2 protein-coding genes are annotated in these 20,704 nt (G+C 74.2%); both read right to left on the reverse strand.

Annotated features, from left to right (window positions below; all coding sequences use genetic code 11):
- Window positions 1-59: 59 nt before the first annotated feature.
- Entirely contained in the window at window positions 60-12,794 is a 12,735-nt protein-coding gene (locus tag ACZ43N_RS05300; protein ID WP_468095109.1) for an amino acid adenylation domain-containing protein, read from the reverse strand.
- Window positions 12,794-20,659, reverse strand: coding sequence for an amino acid adenylation domain-containing protein (locus ACZ43N_RS05305; RefSeq protein WP_468095111.1), 7,866 nt, complete (start codon window positions 20,657-20,659; stop codon window positions 12,794-12,796). The genes ACZ43N_RS05300 and ACZ43N_RS05305 overlap by 1 nt, the downstream gene beginning before the upstream one ends.
- Window positions 20,660-20,704 lie beyond the last annotated feature (45 nt).

Below are 20,704 nucleotides of genomic sequence, written 5' to 3' on the forward strand. Positions count from 1 at the left end.
TGCCCACAACACTTTACGGCATAAGGAGCTGTTGGCGCAGGACTGCGAGGCGGCACCGGTCACCCCTGGCCATCGGTGTACGCGGCGAGTTTCTCCCCGACCAGCCGGCCGATCGCCTCCAGCGAGGCCTCCCGGTTCAGCAGGGTGCCGTGCTCGCCCGGCAGGGCGTGCCGCTCGATGCGCCCCTCCACGTACGGCGTCCACGCGCGGTGGGTCCGCGACGGCTCCTGCTGGTCGTCGGCGGTCAGCAGCAGCAGGTCGGCGGCCAGACGCTCGGGGCGGTAATCGATGAGCAGCCGGGTGTTGTTGGCGGAAATCTCCATGATCGCCCGCAGCTGCTCCTCCCCGAGGTTCGCCAGCGCGCTGCCCCGCTGCCGCAGGATCTCCTTGGTGCGTTCGAACGTCAGCCGTTCCCCCTCGCCCAGTGCGAACGACTCGTCGACCAGCCCCACGAGGTAGGTGAGATGCTCGTGCAGATCCTCCTCGTCCAGTTCGGGGACGTCGTCATGGGTCAGCCCCTTCCAGCCCGGGCAGGCGTCCACGACGGCGAGCACCCCTACGCGCTCCCCGCGGCGCCGCAGCTCCACGGCCACCGCGTAGGCCGCCACCCCGCCGAACGACCAACCGAGCAGGTGATAGGGGCCCGCGGGCTGGACCCGCTGGATCTCGTCGGCGTAGTCGGCCGCCATCGCCTCCAGCGTGTCCGGGCGGGGCCCGGGCTTGCCCAGACCGCGCGCCTGGAGCCCGTAGACCGGCCGCTCGGGGTCGAGATGCTTCAGCAGACCGGCGTAGGACCAGCTGATGCCGCCGCCGGGATGCACACAGAACAGAGCCTCGCGCTCACCCCGCGGGCGCAGCGGCAGCATCACCTCGTAGCCGTCGCCCGTATCGGCGGTCCGGAGGCGTCCGGCCATGCCGGACGGGGTCGGCGTCTCGAACAGCGCGCGCAGTCCCACGTCCACGCCGAAGGCCGCGCGGATCCGGGCCTTGAGCCGGGCCGCCAGCAGCGAGTGGCCGCCCAACTGGAAGAAGTCGTCGTCGACCTGGACCCGGGGCAGGCCGAGCACCTCGGCGAACAGCTCGCACATCAGCTCTTCCTGCGGCAGCCGCGGAGCACGGCCGTCCAGGCCGGAGTCGAGCTCGAGGGCGGGCAGCGCCGACAGGTCCAGTTTGCCGTTGCGGGTCAGCGGCAGCCCGCTGAGCGGCACCACCGCGCTGGGCACCATGTACTCCGGCAGCTGCCGCCGGGCGTGCTCGAGCACACTGCCCACCAGCGCGCCCGCCGCCCGCGCGGTCAGCGGCGCCCGTACCCAGCGGGTCAGCGGCGTGCCGGCGGCCAGCGGGGACCGCGGCCGGTACAGGTCGACCAACGGATACGCGGGATCCGGCTCGGTGAACACCACGTCCAGGCGGCAGGGGTCGGCCGACCAGGTCACGTGCGCGGCGAGGCCGAGCCGGGCGGCCAGCTCGTCCACCCCCGCGAGCGGCGGAGCGTCCTGCGGCACCTCCGGGTCGTGTTCGTGGATCGCCGCCTCGACGGCCGCGTCCTCGGCCAGGCGCTCGTTCGGCACCCCCGTGACCCGCAGCGGCGAGCGCGCTCGGCGGAGCGCCTCGTCCAGACCTGCCAGCCCGGTCGCGTCGTCCCACCCGACGACGGGCATCTCGCGCGCCGAGGTGAGCGGCGTACCGCCGTCCTTGAAGAGGGTGACGTCGTAGCGGTACCGCGTCAGCTCGTTGGCGAAGGTGCCCCGCTTCACCTCGACCCGGGCACCCGCGAGGCCGTCGACGTGCTCGCCCAGCACGGTGAACAGCTCGGGTGCGACCAGCAGTTCCTTCTCCATCACCAAGGCGCGCTCGACGGCCTGCCGCAAACTCGCGCGGTCGTGCCGGTCGTGCACCTTGCGGGCCAGCGCCGCGGAGGTGAGCATGCGGTGCAGACGCAGATCGCGTACGTCGCCGAGGAACAGGGCACCGCCCGGAGCCAGCAGCCGCATGGCCGACTCGATCACCCGCAGCAGATACTCGGCGCTCGGGAAGTACTGCACGATCGAGTTGAGCACGACGGTGTCGAAGTGACCCTCCGGCAGATCCCCGGTCTCGTGGGCGGCCAGGACCTGCAGCCGCACCCGCTCGCGCAGCTGCGGATCGCACGCCACGTGACCGCGCAGCGTCTCGACGACCGCCGGGGAGAAGTCCGTGGCCCAGTACTCCCGGGCGTCCCGGGCGAGCCGCGACAGCAGCAGACCCGTACCGGCGCCGATCTCCAGCACCCGGCGCGGCCGCAGCCGTCGGACGCGGGCCACCGTCTCGCGACGCCACTCGCGCATCTCCTCCAAGGGGATGGGTGCGGAGTCGTAGCTGCTGTTCCAGCCGGAGAAGTCCTCGCCGAACGCGGCCGTCGGCGCGGCGTACAAGGACTCGTAAATCCCCTGCCAGGCCTGAACCTGGTCCTGCTCGGCGGTCTCGTCGTGCCCCGCGGCCTCCGGGTCGGCGACCACGTACGCCACCAGGCGCGGATCGCCCGGCCGGTCCTCGCGGACCAGCACCGCCGCCTGCCCCACGGCCGGGTGGCGCAGCAGCACGCTCTCCACCTCTCCCGGCTCGACACGGAAGCCACGCAGCTTGACCTGGTCGTCGCCGCGCCCGACGTAGTCCAGGGCGCCGTCCGCCGTCCACCGCACCAGGTCCCCGGTCCGGTACATGCGCGTGCCCGGCTTGCCGAACGGATCGGCGACGAAACGCCGCGCGGTCAGACCGGCCCGGCCCGGATAGCCCCGGGCGAGTCCGGTACCGGCGATGTACAGCTCGCCGACCACCCCGGGCGGGACCGGGCGCAGGTCCGGATCCAGGAGGTACAGCCGGGTGTTGGCCATCGGGCGCCCGATCGGCACCGACGTGGCGTCGGCGGGCAGCACGTCGACCGGCCAGCTCGCCGCGAAGGTGGTCGTCTCGGTCGGCCCGTACCCGTTGACGACGAGCAGTCCGGGGCAGGCCGCCAGCACGGTGCGCACCGCGTGCGGCGACACCGCCTCACCGCCCGTCCACACCTGCCGGACCGCGGACAGGCACGCGGGCATGCTCTCGGCGACCAGCGTGAACAACGAACTGGTCAGCCACAGACCGGTGACCCGCTGCCGCACGATCGTGTCGGCGAGCGCGTGCAGGTCGAGATCCCCGTCCGGGCCGATCACCACGGTGCCACCGGTGAGCAGTGGCACCCACAGCTCGTACGTCGACGCGTCGAACGCCGGTGACGAGTGCAGCAGCACCCGCCGCTGGGCGTCGGTGCGCCAGCGCGGGTCGGCCGCCAGCTCGGCCACGTTGCGGTGGGTGACCCCGATGCCCTTGGGGCTGCCTGTGGAGCCGGAGGTGTACATGATGTACGCCAGATCGTCCGGACCCGGCCGCTCGGCCGGGGCGGGGCCGGGAGTGCCCTTCGCCGAGAGGAAGCCGTCACCGAGGTCGGTGCCGGCGAGGACGACCGTGGTGCCCTCCGGGAGCGACTCCGGCGCCGGTGCCCGGTCGGTGATCAGCACCCGGGCCCCCGTCTCGGCCAGTACCGTCCGCGTCCGGGCCGCCGGGTAGCGCGGGTCCAGCGGCACATAGGCGGCGCCGGCCTTGAGGATGCCGAGGACCGCGGCGACCATGCCGGGGGAGCGCGGCATGAGCAGCGCCACCGTGCCCGCCCGGCGCACACCGCGGCGCGCCAGCACCGCCGCGACGTGCTCGGCGGCGTCGCGCAGTGCCCGGTAGCCGATCTCGCGGTCGCCGTGCACCAGGGCCGGCGCGTCGGGGCGCTCGGCCACTTGCGCGTCGAACAGCTCCGGCAGACCGGCCTCGACCGCGGGCCGGTCGGTGTCGTTGTGCCGCTCCAGCAGCAGGCTCTCCCGCGCGGTGAGCAGATCGGCCGAACCGATCGTCCGGTGCGGCGCCGTGACCAAGGACGTCAGCAGCCGCACCCAGCGGTCGAACAGGTCGGTGACCGTGCCGGCGTCGTACAGGTCGCTCGCGTACTCGACCACACCGGTGATGCCCTGCGCGCCACCCGTGTCGTCGAGGTGTTCCGACAGGCTGAAGAACAGGTCGAACTTGGCCGAGCCGGTGCGCCCCGGCTCGATGTCGACGCGCAGCCCGGGCAGCTGGAAGGAGCCGGCCGGCGCGTTCTGGAGCGCCAGCATCGTCTGGAACAGCGGATGCCGGCCGAGCGAACGCGGCGGGTTCAGCTTCTCCACCAGGTACTCGAACGGCACGTCCTGATGGGCGTACGCGCCCAGCGCGGTGTCGCGCACCCGGGCGATCAGCTGGCGGAAGCTGGGCCGCCCAGAGGTGTCGGTGCGCAGCACCAGCGTGTTGACGAAGAAGCCCACCAGGTCGTCGAGTTCCTGGTCGGTGCGTCCGGCGATCGGACTGCCGACGGGGATGTCCGTGCTGCCGCTCAGCCGTGACAGCAGCGCCGCCAGCCCCGCCTGGAGCACCATGAACACCGTCGCGCCGGACTCCCGGGCCAGTTCCGCGATCCGCCGGTGCAGCTCCGCGTCGATGCCGACCCTGACGTAGTCGCCCCGGTAGGAGGCCACCGTCGGCCGCGGACGGTCGGTGGGCAGCCGCAGTTCCTCCGGCAGGTCGCGCAGCCGCCGCACCCAGTAGTCGAGCTGCGTGGCGAAGAGGCTGTCCGCGTTGCCCTGGTCGCCCAGCAGGTCGTTCTGCCACAGCGTGTAGTCGGCGTACTGCACCGGCAGCGCCGCCCAGGACGGGGCCTCACCCCGGCACCGCGCCTCGTACGCCCGGGCCAGGTCGCGGGCCAGCGGGCTCAGCGACCATCCGTCACCGGCGATGTGGTGCACCACCAGCAGCAGCACGTGCTCCTCGGCGGACAGCGCGAACAGACGTACCCGAAGCGGCGGTTCGGCGGCCAGGTGGAAGCCCTGGCGGGCGGCGGCGTCCAGCCGCGCGGACAGGCCCTCCTGGTCCGTGGCCACCACATCCACCGCCGGGATCGCCTCCGCGGGATCCAGCACCCGCTGCCACGGCACCCCGCCGCTCTCCGGGAAGACCGTGCGCAGGCTCTCGTGGCGCGTCACCACATCGGCGAGGGCCGCCCGCAGCGCCTCATGGTCCAAGGACCCGGTCAGGCGCAGCGCGAGAGGGATGTTGTACGTCGGGCTGGGCCCCTCCAGCTTGTGGATGAACCACAGCCTGCGCTGGGCGAACGACAACGGCAGCCGCTCGGGCCGGTCCCGGCGGGCGAGCCGCAGCCGGCTCGGCGCGGCGCTGTCGAGTCTCGCGGCCACCGCCGCCGGGGTGGCGTCCTCGAACAGCGCCCGCAGGGCCAGCTCGACGCCGAACGTGGCGCGGATCGCGGCGATCAGCCGGGTGGCGAGCAGCGAGTGCCCGCCCAGCTCGAAGAAGCTGTCGTCGGCACCGACCCGGGGCAGGCCCAGGACCTGTGCGAACAGATCGCACACGATCTGCTCCTGCGGGGTGCGCGGTTCGCGTCCGGTGCCGCCCGCGGTCAGCATCGGCGCGGGCAGCGCGGCCCGGTTCAGCTTGCCGTTGGCGGTCAGCGGCAGTGCGCTGATCGGTACGAAGGCGCTGGGCACCATGGAGGCCGGCAGGGTCCGCTCCACGTGCCGGCGCAGCCGACCCATCAGCGTGCCACTGGTGCGCGGCACCATCGGGTCGCTGGTGAGGGCCGACAGCACGGTGCGTGGACCGGACGCGGACGCCGACGGGCAGGTGCCGGTGAGCGGGGCGTCCCCGCGGGCCAGCACGAAGTCGACCAGGCCGGGATCCGGCGACCAGGCCGCCGCCGTGCGGTAGCCCAGCTCCGCACCCAGCCGGTGCAGGTCCGCCAGGTCCACGGTGGGCGCAGGCACCACCTGGCTGTCCCCGGTGCGGACAGCCTCGGCCAATGCCAGTTCGGCCGCGACCCGGTCGTTCGGGACACCGGTCAACCGCAGCCGCTCCGGGCGCCGCTCGGCCAGATGCGCGCGGACCGCCGCCAGGTCGCCGAGGTCGTCCCAGGGCTCCGCGGGGGCGTCCCGGACGTCGGTCGTGCGCGCGCCCCGGTGGTGCAACGTCACGTCGTAGCGGTAGCGGCTCAGCTCGTTGTCGTAGGAACCCTCCTTCAGCGACACGCCCACCCCACCGATGTCCGGGAGGCGCTCGGCGAGCGCGGTGAAGAAGTCCGGGTCGACGAGGAGTTCCTTCTCCGTCATCAGATCGTGCTCGACCTCTCGGCGCAGCGCGGCGAGGTCCGGCGGCGCGGACATCCGGTGCGCGTGGACACCGGCCTTCAGCGCCCGCAGCAGCCGCACGTTGCGCACGTCGCCGACGAACAGCGTGCCGCCGGGCGCCAGCAGGCGGGTCGCGGCGGCGAGGACCTCGATCAGGTAGTCGGCGCTGGGGAAGTACTGGACGACGGAGTTCAGCACGATCGTGTCGAAGTGCCCGGCGGGCAGCCCGCTCGGGTCGTGCGCCGCCTGCACCCGCAGCGTGACCCGCTCGCGCAGCGCCGCGTCGGCCGCCACGTGTCGGTCCAGCTCCCCGATGACGTGCTCGGAGAAGTCGGTGCCCCAGTACTCCGCGCAGTGCGGCGCGACCCGGGACAGCAGCAGGCCCGTGCCCACACCGAGCTCCAGGACGCGGCGAGGCCGCAGGTCCAGGATCCGCCGCACCGTGTGCGCCCGCCACTCCCGCATCTCGGGCAGCGGGATGGGCTCGCCGGTGTAACTGCTGTTCCAGCTGGCGAAGTCCTCGCCGAACGGCGCTTTCGCGGCCCCCGCGTACACCGAGTCGTACAGCAGCCGCCAGTCCTCCAGCTGATGCCGCTCCGCGCCCTCTTCCCGCGCGTCCGGCGTGGCACCGGGCACGACGTACGCCACCAGCCGCCGGTCGCCGGGCCGGTCCTCGCGCACGGTGACGGCGGCCTGCCGCACCCCGGGCTGCCCGTCGAGGACGCGTTCGATCTCGCCGAGCTCGATCCGGAAGCCGCGCAGCTTGACCTGGTCGTCGGCGCGGCCGGCGAACTCCAGCTGCCCGTCGCCGGTCCAGCGGGCCAGGTCCCCGGTGCGGTACATCCGCTCACCGGGCGCCCCGTGCCGGCAGGCCACGAAACGGGAGGCCGTCAGGCCCGCCCGGCGCAGATAGCCCTGGGCCAGTCCGGTCCCGGCGAGATACAGGTCCCCGACGACACCGGGCGGTACCGGTCGCAGACGCGCGTCGAGCACATACGCCCGGGTGTTGTCGATCGGCGTGCCGATCAGCGGGGGCCGCGTCCCCGGCTCCCGGCTTGCGGTCGACCAGATCGTCGTCTCGGTTGGCCCGTACAGGTTCAGCACCTCGCCCAGCCCGGCCAGGTCCGCCGCCAGCCGCTCGGGCAGCGCCTCGCCGCCGGTCAGCACCCGCAGCCCGCGCAGCGGCGCCGGGTCGTGCGCCACCAGCGTCCGCCACAGGGAGGGGGTCGCCTGCATGACGGTGACCCCTTGCGTGGACACCCACTCCAGCAGCGCCGACGGCTGCCGCACCACGTCCCGGGGAGCGAGGACGACTCGGGCGCCCCGCAGCAGCGGCAGCCAGATCTCCAGGGCGGCGATGTCGAACGAGACCGTGGTGACGGCCAGCAGCCGGTCCTCCGGGGTGAGCGGAACCAGCCGCCCCATCGCGTGCAGGAAGTTCGTCAGCGCCTCGTGTGGTACGACCACGCCCTTGGGGGTGCCGGTCGACCCCGAGGTGTAGAGGACGTACGCCGACTGCCGCGGCGCGATCCGGATCCGCGGTGGGGTCTCCGGGCGGGCCGACAGGGCCTCCACCGTCCTCGGGTCGTCCAGCGTGATCCGCGCCAGGCCCTCGACATCGGGCACCAGCTTGCCGGTGGCCTGGGTGGTCAGCAGCACCGCGGGCCGGGCGTCGCGCAGCATGAAGTCCAGCCGGGACGCCGGGTACTCGGAGTCGAGCGGCAGATAGGCCGCGCCGGTCCGCAGTACCGCCAGCAGCGCGACGGGCAGCACCTCCGTGCGCGGCAGCGCCAGGGCGACCACCGTGCCCGGCCCGCCGCCGTGCGCCAGGATCTCCCCGGCCAGCCGGTTCGCCCGCTCGTCCAGCTCGCGGTACGTCAGCGTGGCGCCGTCGGCCACCACGGCGACGGCGTCGGGCGTCGCCGCCACCCGCTCCGTCAGCAGCGTCGGCAGCGGCTGCGGCGCGACCGGCACCGAGGTGTCGTTCCACGCGCGCAAGACCTGCTCGCGCTCGGCGGCCGTCAGCACGTCGACGTCCGCGATCGGCCGGTCCGGGGCGTCGGCGACGGCGGCCAGCAGCCGCTGCCAGCGGGTGAACAGGGCGCGGACCGTGGCCGGTTCGTACAGGTCGCCGGAGTACTCCACCGCGCCTTCGATGCCGTCCGGCGCCCCGTCGTCCGTCGTGCGTTCCACCAGGCTGAAGAACAGGTCGAACTTGGCGGTGCCGGTGCGCGCCTGGGAGACGGTGACCTCCACACCGGGCAGCTCGAACCGGCCCTCCGGCGCGTTCTGCAACGCCAGCATCACCTGGAACAGCGGGTGATGGGCCAGCGAGCGGGCCGGGTTGAGCACCTCCACCAGGTACTCGAACGGCACGTCCTGATGGGCGTAGGCGTTCAGCGCAGTCTCCCGCACCCGCCGCAGCAGCTGGGTGAACGTCGGGTTGCCGGACGTGTCGGTGCGCAGCACCAGGGTGTTGACGAAGAACCCGATCAGATCGTCCATGGCCTGGTCGGTGCGCCCGGCGATCGGGCTGCCGATCGGGATGTCCGTGCCGCAGCCCATCCGCGTCATCAGCGCGGCCAGACCGGCCTGGAGCACCATGAACACCGTGGTGCCGTTGCGCCGGGCCAGCCCGGCGAGGGCGCGGTGCAGGTCCGCGTCCAGCCCCACCTCGACATAGTCGCCGGCGTACGAGGCGGCTGCCGGGCGCGGCCGGTCGCCCGGCATCGTCACCTGCTCGGGCAGGCCCTCCAGCGTGGCCCGCCAGTAGGCGACCTGCCGGGCGAGCAGGCTGTCGTCGTTGTCGTGCTCGCCGAGCAGGTCGTTCTGCCACAGCGTGTAGTCGGCGTACTGGACGGGCAGCGGCGGCCAGGCGGGTTCGGTCCCCTCGGCGCGCGCGGCGTAGGCGTGGGTGAGGTCGGCCGCCAGCGGGCTCAGCGACCAGCCGTCGCCGGCGATGTGGTGCAGGACCAGCAGCAGGACGTGCTCGTCGGGCGCGAGAGCGAACAGCTCGGCCCGCACCGGGCATTCGGAGTCCAGCACAAACGCGTGCCGGGCCGCCGCGGCGAGAAGGTCCGGCAGGGTCTTCGCGGTGGCCGGGGTGACGGGCAGCGGCGGGACGGCCTGCTCGGGGGCGAGGACGCGCTGGGTGGGGACGCCGCCGGTCTGCGGGAAGACGGTGTGCAGGCTCTCGTGGCGGGCGACGACGTCACCGAGAGCGGCTCGGAGGGCGGCGTGGTCGAGAGTGCCGGTGAAGCGCAGCGCGAGCGGGATGTTGTACGTCGCGCTCGGTCCCTCCAACTGGTGCAGGAACCACAGCCGCCGCTGGGCGAACGACAGCGGCAGCACTTCCGGGCGCGCCCGCCGGGTCAGCGCCGGGCGGGCCGGGCCGCTGTCGTCCAGCCGCTGCGCCAGCGCGGCCGGGGTGCGAGCCTCGAAGACGGCGCGCACCCCGGTCTCGGCGCCGAAGGTGGCGCGGATCCGGGCGGCGAGCCGGGTGGCGAGCAGGGAGTGGCCGCCCAGGTCGAAGAAGTCGTCGTCGGCACCGACCCGGGGAAGGCCCAGGACCTGCGCGAACAGATCGCACAGGATCTGCTCCTGCGGGGTGTGCGGGTCCCGGCCGGTGCCGCCCCGGGTGAGGTCGGGTGCGGGCAGGGCGGCGCGGTCGAGCTTGCCGTTGGGGGTGAGGGGGAGGGCGGGGAGGGGCACGACGGCCGCGGGGACCATGTAGTCGGGCAGCCGGTCCCGCAGGAAGCCGCGCAGGACGTGCGGGTCCGGCGCGCGGTCCGCGACGGGCACGACATAGGCGACCAGCCGCTGATCGCCGGGCTGGTCCCGGCGCACGAGGACGGCGGCCTGCGCCACCTCGGCGTGCTCGGTCAGCGCCGCCTCGATCTCGCCGGGCTCGATGCGGAAGCCGCGGACCTTGAGCTGGTCGTCGGCGCGGCCCAGGAATTCCAGCTGCCCGTCCGGCGTCCAGCGGGCGAGGTCGCCGGTGCGGTACATGCGGTCGCCGGGCCGGCCGTAGGGGTCGGCGACGAACCGCTGGGCCGTCAGCGCGGGCCGGTCGAGGTAGCCGCGGGCCAGGCCGACCGTGTTGGTGTACAGCTCGCCGGTCGCGCCGGGCGGCACTGGGCGCAGGGCGTCGTCCAGGAGGTAGACGCGCACGTTGTCGATGGGCCGTCCCAGGGGCGCGACGGCGGGCCATCCGGCCGGGTCGGCGGGCAGGGTGTGGGCGGTGAGGACCTGGGCCTCGGTGGGCCCGTAGTGGTTGTGCAGGTGGCGCGGAGTGTGCTCGTGGAAGGCACGCAGCTGCCGGCTCAGCGTGAGCGCCTCACCGGCCTGGGCGATCTGCCCCAGTGACGGGATGCGCAGGCCCGCCTCGGTGGCCGCCTCGGCGAGGGACTCGAGGACGGTGCTGGGGGCGAAGATCTCGTCCACCCGGTGCTCGGTGAGCCAGGCGGCGAAGCGCCGCGGATCGCGGCGGGTGTCCTCGTCGGGCACCACCAGCGTCTTGCCGAACAGCAGCGCGGAGAGCACCTCCTGCACGGACACGTCGAAGCTGATTGCGGTGAACTGCGCGGTGCGGGTGCCGGGGCCGCCGCCGAGCTGGTCGTGGTGCCAGCGCAGCATGTTCGCCACGCCCAGCCCGGTCATCTGCACCGCCTTCGGCCGGCCCGTCGACCCCGAGGTGTAGATGACGTACGCCGGGCTCGCGAGCGTCAGCGGCCGCGGCCGCTCGGCGGGGGAGGGGTCGGTGTCCGGGCAGTCGCCGATCCGGGCGGCGGTGTGCGGATCGTCCACGACCAGCAGGGGAGTCGGGTCGTCGTCCGGTATCGCGGCCCGGGTCCCGACGCCGGTGAGCAGGACGGCCGGGCGGGCGTCCGCGAGCATGTACCGGATGCGCGCGGCTGGATGGTCCGGGTCGAGCGGCAGGTGCGCGGCGCCGGCCTTGACGACGGCCAGCAGGGCGACGATGTGTGCGGACGAGCGGGGCAGGGCGAGCGCGACGATGCTCTCCGGTCCGACCCCGCGCCGGATCAGGGCGTGCGCGAGCCGGTTGGCGCGCCGGTTCAGCTCCGCGTACGACAGGGTCTCGTCGCCGAAGCGGACGGCGAGCGCGTCCGGAGTGGCGGCGACCTGCGCCTGGAACCAGTCCGGCAGCAGCGGCAGTTCCCCCTCGCGCCGGGTGTCGTTCCAGGTCTCCAGCAGCAGACGGCGCTCCTCGGGGCTGGTCACGTCGACCCGCCCGGTGAGCGTGCCGGGGTCCTCGGCCACGGCGGTGAGGACCAGGCGCAGCCGGTCCAGCAGAGCCTGCGCGGTCGCCCGGTCGAAGAGGTCGTCGCGGTAGTCCAGCCGCAGGTACAACCGCCGGCCCGGGGCGGCGACGAGGGTCAGCGGAAAGTGGGTGGCGTCCCGGCCCCGTTCCAGGGCCGGAGCCACCCGCACCTCGGTGCCCAGACCGGTGGCGACGTCCTGTGCGGGCCCGTCCCACGGGTAGTTCTCGAACACCATCATCGTGTCGAACAGCTCCGGCACACCCGCCGCCCGCTGGATGTCCGACAGCCCCAGATGGTGGTGCGCGGTCAGTGCGGACTGGCTGCGCTGCACCTCGCCGATCAGCTCCGACAGCGACCGCTCCGGCGCGACCCGCACCCGCACCGGGACGATGTTGATGAACAGGCCCACCATCGACTCGACGCCGGGCAACTGCGGAGTACGGCCGGAGACGATGGCGCCGAACACCACGTCCCGGTGCCCGGTCGTACGGCTCAGCACCAGCCCCCACGCGGCCTGGAGCAGGGTGTTCACCGTCACCCCGAGTCCCTGCGCCCTCGTTCGCAGCGCCGCGGTCAGCTCCTCCGGCGCCTCGGTCACCACCCGCTCGGGCAGCCGGGGAACGCGCGCCGGATCGGCCGGGGCCAGCCGGGTCGCCTGGTCCACCCCGGCCAGCTCCCGCCGCCACGCCTCCTCGGCAGCCGCCCGGTCCTGCCGGCCCAGCCAGGCCAGATAGTCCCGGAACGGCGTCACCTTCGGCAGGGCGCCGGCGTCCCCGTCACCGGCGTACAGGGTGAGCAGCTCCCGCACCACGATCGGCGTCGACCAGCCGTCCAGCAGGATGTGATGGCTGGTCAGCATCAGGCAGTGCCGCTCCGCCGCGAGCCGGACCAGCGTGAACCGCAGCAGCGGGGGCTGCGCCAGGTCGAAGCGGCGCCGGTGGTCCTCCCGGCCCAGCCGGTCCAGCTCCTCACGCGCCTCCGCCTCTGGCAGCCCGCTCAAGTCCACCTCGGTCCACGGCACGGTCACCTCGGCCGGGATCACCTGTACCGGCTGACCGTCCGTCACCTGCGGAAAGGCCGCGCGCAGATTGGGATGCCGGGCCACCAGCGCCTGCGCCGCGGCGCGCAGCCGCCTTGGGTCCAGCGGACCCGTGAGGTCGAAGACCTGCTGCACCATGTACACATCGGGGCCGTCCAGGTCGTACAGCGAGTGGAAGAGCATGCCCTCCTGCATGGGTGTCAGCGGGAGGATGTCGACCAGATTGCCGCGGGTCATTACCGAGTCCTCCACATGTCCTCGAGCTGTTCGACATCGTGCTGAGCGAGTCCGACGAGCGGGAAGTCGGACGGGGTGAAGCCGCCGCCCCCCGGTTCGGAGCCGTTGCGTGCCAGGCCGCGCAGGGCCTGGAACCAGTACTCCGCGACCGTCCGTGCGTCCGTCTCGGGCCACATCCCGGGCGCCCACCGCCACGTGGCCGTCAGGCGCGGCCCGTCCGGGTGGTCGCGCACCGCCGCGTCGACCTCCAGGCCGTGCGCCAGCGGGAGGGCGGCGTCGCTGCCGCCGACCAGCCCGATCTCGTCCGCCACCCGCCAATCGGGGTGCTCCCGGACGATCGCGGTGCCGGGCGCCGGGAACCGGCCCACGTAGTTGAAGCCGACCTGCGGGACGGCTGCCGTGGCCAGCTCGGCCGCGGTGCCGGGATTCAGGTAGCGCAGCAGGCCGAAGCCCCGGCCGTGCGCGGGGACGGCGCGCATCTGCTCCTTGACCCGTTTGACCGCGGCCGCCGTGACGGGCGCACCGGCGGTCACGTCCTCCCACGCGTGCGCGCCGGGGTCCAGCCGGACCGGATACAGGCTGGTGAACCAGCCCACCGTGCGGGAGAGATCGAGCCCGCTGCCGTCCTCGTCGCGGCCGTGCCCCTCCACGTCGATCAGGACGGCGCTGCCCTCGTCGCGTCCCCGCTCGCGGCGGAAGTGGCCGAGCGCCAGGGACAGTGCGGCCAGCAGCACGTCCTGCACCCCGGCGTGGAACGCGGTCGGCACGCTGGTGAGCAGGGGTTCGGTGACGTCGGGCGGCAGGGTGGCGGTGAACTGGGCGGCGGTGCCGGTGAGGTCCCGTGCCGGGTCCAGTGCGCGTGCGGTCAGCAGGGGGTCCGGTTCGCGCACGATCCGGGCCCACCACGCCAGTTCGCCGACCGTCTCGGGCTGCCGGGCCCGGGCGTGCAGACTCCGCGACCAGGTGCGCACGGAGGCACCGACCGGGGGCGGCGGGGTCCCGTCCAGCGCGGCCAGCAGGTCGGGCACCAGGACGCGCCAGGAGACCCCGTCGACCGCAAGGTGGTGGATCACCATCAGCAGCCTGCTCTCCCGGCCGGGCCCGGCGTCCAGCCAGACGAACTGGGCCATCCGTCCCTCCTGGGGGGAGAGCCGGTCCGTCGCGGCCTCGGCCTCCCGCTCGACGGCCGCCCGCAGGACGTCCGCGGTCCGCTCCGGTACGTCGCCCGCGTGGCCGGGGCCGGCGGACGGCAGCTCCGCCACGTGGACCAGATCGGCCGGGTCGACGGCGTCCGCGGGGCGGATGTCCAGGGCCCAGCGGTCCCCGTCCGGCTCCCGCGTCAGGCGGGCGCGCAGGGCGGCGTGACGGTCGGTCAGGGCGGCCACGGCGGCGGTGAGCCGGTTCCCGTCCAACCGGTGGGGTGCCCGCAGCAACAGGGACTGGGAGAACCGGTCGATCGGGCCGCCGCGGTCCTGGAGCCAGCACATGATCGGGCTGGGCGGGACGAGTCCGTTGCCGGATCCGGAGTCCTCGGCCGGGGCTGGCGCCGTCAGGTCGCCGACGGCCTCCGCCAGACGGGCGGCCGTACGGTGCTCGAAGACGTCCCGCACGCCGGCGTCCAGGCCGGCGGCGCGGGCCTGGGAGACCAGCCGGATCGAGAGGATGCTGTCGCCGCCGAGGGCGAAGAAGTCGTCGTCGGCACCCACCGGGTCCCGGCCGAGCACCTGGGAGAACAGCTCGCACAGCAGCTTCTCCCGGGGTGTGCGGGGCTCCCGGTGGTCCGTCACGGGCAGGGCCGGTTCCGGCAGGGCGGCCCGGTCGACCTTGCCGTTGGGCGTCAGGGGGAGTGCGGGCAGCGGGACGAAGGCGGCGGGGACCATGTAGTCGGGCAGCCGCTCGGCGGCGTACGCCCGCAGCGCGGCGGGGTCGGCCGTCGTACCCAGATAGGCGACCAGCCGCGCACCGCCGGTGTGGTCCGGGCGGGCGAGCACGGCGGAGCGGACCACGTCCGGATGCCCGGTGAGCACCGCCTCGATCTCGCCCGGCTCGATCCGGAACCCACGGATCTTGACCTGGTCGTCCGAGCGCCCCGCGAACTCCAGCACCCCCGCGCTGCTCCAGCGCACCAGGTCGCCGGTGCGGTACATGCGGGCGCCGGGCGGGCCGAACGGGTCGGCGACGAACCGCTGGGCGGTCAGCGCGGGCTGCCCGAGGTAGCCGCGGGCCGGCCCCGAACCGGCGATGTACAGCTCGCCGACGACTCCCTCGGGCACCAGGTGCAGACCGGCGTCCAGGACGTAGGTCCGGGTCCCGGCCAGCGGCCGGCCGATCGGCACGGCCGGGGCGTCGGCCACGAGGTCGCGCACGGCGTGGCTGGTGGCGAAGGTGGTGGTCTCCGTGGGGCCGTAGCCGTTGACCACCACCGTCCCGGGGCAGGCGGCCAGCACCCGGCCGACCGCGGCCGGGGACAGCGCCTCGCCGCCCGCCCACACCTGCCGGACAGCGGCGAAGCTGCCGGGGTCGTGCTCGGCCATCACGTCGAACAGCGCGGCGGTCAGCCACAGACCGGTGATCCCCGACCCCGTGATCAGCCCGGCCAGCGTGGGCACATCCAGGTCGCCGGGCGGCGCCACCACCACCTGGCCGCCGCGCAGCAGGGGCACCCATAGTTCGTAGGTGGATGCGTCGAACGCCAGCGGCGAGTGGAGCAGCACCCGGTCGTGCGCGGCGCCCGACCAGCAGGGATCCGAGGCGAGCGCGGCGACGTTCGCGTGGGTGACGGTGATCCCCTTGGGCCGGCCCGTCGAACCCGAGGTGTACATGACGTAAGCGGCGTCGGCGGGTGACGCCGGGAGGCGGAGGTCCGCCGCCGGTCCGGCCGCCGGCTCGGCGGCCGTGGCCGGGTCGTCGAGCTCGAGGCGGGGGACGCCGTCGAGCGAGGGCGCGCCCCGCGTGGTGAGCAGCAGGGCGGGCCGGGTGTCGCGCAGGATCAGCTCGGTCCGCGCCGCGGGCTGCCGGGGGTCGAGGGGCACGTAGGTGCCGCCCGCCTTCAGTACCGCCAGGATCGCCACGACCGCGTCGACGGACCGCTCCAGGCGCAGGAGGACCGCGTCGCCCCGCCGGACACCGCGGGCCCGCAGCACGCGGGCGAGCCGGTTGGCCCGGGAGTTCACATCGGAGCGGGTCAGCCGGGTGTCCCCGGCGACCAGCGCCACCGCGTCCGGATCGGCCGCGGCACGCGCCTCGAACAGCGCGGGCAAGGGGAGGTCCGGGGCCGGCTGGTCGGGGCCGGTGCCGTGGCGGAGGATGCGCTCCCGCTGCGCCGGGGTGAGCAGGTCGATACCGGCGACGGGGGCGCCGGGGTCGGTGACCGCGGCGTCGAGCAGCCGCATCCAGCGCTCCCACAGCGTCAGCACCGACTCCGGGTCGAACAGGTCGTCGGCGTACTCGACGAGCCCGTGGATCCCGGCGGGCCGCCCGTCGCCGTCGTACTCCTCGCTGAGGCTGAGGAACAGGTCGAACTTGGCGGTGCCGGTGCGGCCCAGCTCCGAGCGCACCTGGAGACCGGGCAGATCGAAGGAGGCGTCCGCGGCGTTCTGGAGGGCCAGCACGACCTGGAAGAGCGGATGGTGGGCCAGGGAGCGCGACGGGCTGAGAACGTCGACCAGATGCTCGAACGGCACGTCCTGGTGGGCGTGGGCGGCCAGCGCCGTCTCCCGCACCCTGGCCACCAGCTCGGTGAACGACGGGGTGCCGGAGGTGTCGGTGCGGATCACTTGGGTGTTGACGAAGAGGCCCACCAGGTCGTCGAGCGCCTGGTCGGTGCGCCCGGCGATCGGTGTGCCGACGGGGATGTCGGTGCCGGCGCCGAGCCGGGTCAGCAGGGCCGCGAGGCCCGCCATGAGCACCATGAACAGGCTGGCGTTCGCGGCCCGTGCCGTCTCCAGCAGCCGCCGGTGCAGGTCCGCGTCGATCTCGGCGGCGAGGTAGTCCCCGCGGTGCGAGGCGACGGCGGGCCGCGGTCGGTCGGTGGGCAGATCCAGGCATTCCGGCAGCCCCGCCAACTGCCGTCGCCAATAGGCGACCTGAGCGGCGAACACGCTGTCGGCGTCCTCGGGGTCGCCGAGCAGGTCGCGCTGCCACAGGGTGTAGTCGGCGTACTGCGCCGGCAGGTCGGGCAGCTCGGGCCGCTCACCCCGGCTGCGGGCGCCGTAGGCGGTCGCCAGGTCGCGGGAGAGCGGCCCGATCGACCAGCCGTCCGCGGCGATGTGGTGCAGGACGAGCAGCAGGACGTGCTCGTCGGCCGAGAGATTGACCAGCTCGGCCCGCAGCGGCGGCTCGGCGGCGAGGTCGAACCGGCGCCGGGCCGCCTCGGCCACCCGGTCGGACAGCTCCGCCGGGTCGCTGTCCCGCGCGGTGAACGGCGTCTTCACGCCCGACAGCACGACCTGGTACGGGACGCCGTCCCGCTCGCGGATCACGGTGCGCAGGCTCTCGTGCCGGGCCACGACGTCATCGAGGGCGGCGCGCAGCGCGGCCCGGTCCACCGGGCCGGACAGCCGCAGCACGAACGGGGTGTTGTAGGTGGCGTCCGGCCCGTCCAGCCGGTGCAGGAACCACAGCCGCTGCTGCGCGAACGACAGCGGCAGCACCTGCGGACGGTCCCGCCGCGTCAGCGCCGGGCGGGCCGGTGCCGCGTCGTCCAGCAGCCGGGCCAGCGCGGCCGGTGTCGCCGCCTCGAACAGGGCGCGCAGGCTCAGCTCGACGCCGTACGCCGTGCGCAGCCGCGCGGTCAGCCGGGTCGCCAGGACCGAGTGACCGCCGAGGTCGAAGAAGTTGTCGTCCGCCCCGACCCGGTCCACGCCGAGGACCTCGGCGAACAGATCACACACGGCCTGCTCGCGCGGCGTCCGGGCGGGCTGGTGCGGGCCGCGCGCCGACACCCCGTCCGGGGCGGGCAGCGCGGCCCGGTCCAGCTTGCCGTTGGGGGTGAGGGGGAGCCGGCCGAGCAGGACCACCGCGGCCGGCACCATGTGCTCCGGCAACCGGTCACGGGCGAACGCGCGCAGCTCCTGCGGCCGCACCACGGCTCCGGCGGCGGGCACCACGTAGGCGACCAGCCGGTCGTCGTCGAGTCGGCCCCGCCGGACCAGGACGGCGACCTGGGCGACGCCCTCGTGCTCGGCGAGGGCCGCCTCGATCTCACCGGGTTCGATGCGGAACCCGCGGATCTTCACCTGGTCGTCGGACCGGCCCAGATACTCCAGCAGCCCGTCGGCGGTCCAGCGGGCCACGTCCCCGGTGCGGTACATCCGCGTGCCGGGCGGCCCGTAGGGGTCGGCGACGAACCGCTGCGCGGTCAGCTCCGGACGGCCCAGATAGCCGCGGGCCAGTCCGGCCCCGGCGACGTGGAGTTCGCCGGGGACGCCGGGCGGCACGGGGCGCAGCCCCGCGTCCAGGACGTAGGTGCGCAGGTCGCTCAGGCCCGTGCCGATCACGCTCGTCTCGGCGGTGGCCGCCTGGTCGCGGTCCAGGTCGAGCCGGGTGACGTGGACGGTGGTCTCGGTGATGCCGTACATGTTGACCAGGCTCGGCGCGGTGTCCGGGTGGCGCTCGTACCAGGGGCGCAGCCGGTCCGGGCGCAGCGCCTCACCACCGAAGACGACCGTGCGCAGCGCGAGGCGGTCGCCGTGCGCGGGCTCCTCGCGGTCGGCCTGTATCAGCTGGTAGAAGGCGGACGGCGTCTGGTTGAGCACCGTCACGCCCTCGTCGGCCAGCAGCCGCAGCAAGCGCGCGGGGGTACGGCTCACGTCGTACGGCACGACGACCAGGCGGGCCCCGTGCAGCAGCGCACCCCAGATCTCCCAGGTGGAGAAGTCGAACGCGGCGGAGTGGAACAGGGTCCACACGTCCCGCTCGTCGAAGGCGAACCGCTCCCGGGTGGCGTCGAACAGGCGGACCACGTTGTGGTGGGTGACGAGGACGCCCTTGGGCCGGCCGGTGGAGCCGGAGGTGTAGATGACGTAGGCGGGATGGTCCGGCCTCAGCGGGCGGGTCCGGTCGCCGTCGGCGGGGTCGGTCGCCGGCTGCGCGTCGAGCAGGCGGGTGGTGGCGCCCTCGTCCAGGACGAGCGTGGGAGCGCCGGACGGCAGCGACGGCGCGGTGTCCCGGTCGGTGACCACCAGCACCGGGGCGGCGTCCGCCAGCATGAACTCCAGCCGGGAGCGCGGATAGGCCGGGTCCAGCGGCAGATAGGCCGCGCCCGTCTTGGTGACGGCGAGCAGGGCGACGATCAGTTCGACGCACCGGGGCAGCGCCACCGCGACGATCTTCTCCGGCCCGGCGCCGTGGGCGACCAGCAGGCGCGCGAGCCGGTTGGCCCGGGTGTTCAGCTCCGCGTAGGACAGCCGGATGCCGCCGAGGGAGACGGCGGGCGCGTCCGGGGAGGCCTGTGCCCGCGCCTGGAACAGCCCCGGCAGGGTGGCGCGGCGCGCGGGGACCACGGCGGCCGGGGCCGGCAGGAGCCGGCGGCGTTCCGCCGCGGTCAGCAGGTCGATCCGGCCGATCGGGGAGTCCGGGTCGGCCTCGGTGACCGCGTTCAGCAGGGCCACGAACCGGTTCTGATGGTCCGTCAGTGTCTGCCGGTCGCAGACCTCGGGGTGGGCGGTGAGGTCGATCTGGAGGCCGGATCCGTCCCGCCGGTCCCACACGGCGATCGCCAGGTCGCCGACCAGGCCGGAGGAGAGGTTGTGCACGGTCGCGGGGTGCTCGCCGAACCGCAGGTCGTAGTCGAACGACATGACGTTGACCAGCGGCGCGTACCGGGCGGCGGCCGTGTCCGGCAGCGCGATGTCCCGGTGCAGGTCCTCACCCCGGTACCGCTGGTGGGCCACCACGTCACGGACCCGGTCGCTCACCTCGCGCAGCAGCCCGGCGACGCTCAGGTCCGGCCGTACCGGCACCCGCAGCGGCAGAACGTTGGAGGTCATGCCCGGGGTCTGGCGCACCACGACGTCCGTGCGCGCCGCGACGGGCAGGCCGACCACCACGTCGTCGGCGCCCGTCATCCGGTGCACGTACGCCGCGGCCGCCGTGATCGCCAACTGGGACCAGGGCACCCGGGCCCGGCGGGTGATCTCGCGGATGCGCTCCAGACGGTCCTGGCCGAGTCGGGTGGTGCTGCGCAGCAGCTCCGCCGGCGTGCTCCGCGACGGCACCACGAGCCGGGGCGTCGGCGGCCGGTCGGCGAACAGGCCGGTCCAGAACGCCCGGTCCCGGGCGAACTGTTCGGAGGAGCGGTAGGCGGTGTCGCTGTGGACCAGCCGGCGCAGGGACCCGAACGGCGACGCCTCGCACGGCCGTCCCTCGGCGAGCGCCGTGTACACCGCCGCCACCCGCCGGGCGATGAGCTGGGCGCCGAACGCGTCCATGACGATGTGGTGGTAACTGTGGTACCAGATGTGGCAGTCGTCCCCGAGGCCGATCAGCGCGTGCCGGAACAGCGGCCCGCGGGCGAGGTCCATCGACCTGCGGAGGTCCCGCTCCATCCACGCGGTCGCCGCCGCAGACGGGTCCGGCCGGTCGCCGACGTCCACGTACGGCAGCGGCCAGTCGGCCACCTGCCGTACGGACTGCCGGGCGTCGTCGCCGGACTCGGCGAACCGGACGTGCAGCGCGTCGGCTTCACCGACCGTCTGTCGCAGCGCCCGTTCGAACAGCGCGGTGTCGAGCGGGCCGTCGATCCGCACGTACTCCCCGACCCGGTAGACACTGTTCGCCGATTCCAGGCGCTGTTCCGCGAACCAGATCTCACGCTGTGCGGCCGACAGGGGCAGAATCGCACCCTCGGGCTCACGACCAGACAATCTTCAGCCTCCGGTTGCGTAGCGCCGCCTGATTTCGATATGTCG

Source organism: Streptomyces sp. NPDC030814, from assembly GCF_055572155.1.

Excerpts from the sequence above, each read along its gene's own strand:
- ACZ43N_RS05300 (WP_468095109.1), bottom strand. The coding sequence starts at position 12,794 with ATGACCCGCGGCAATCTGGTCGACATCCTCCCGCTGACACCCATGCAG.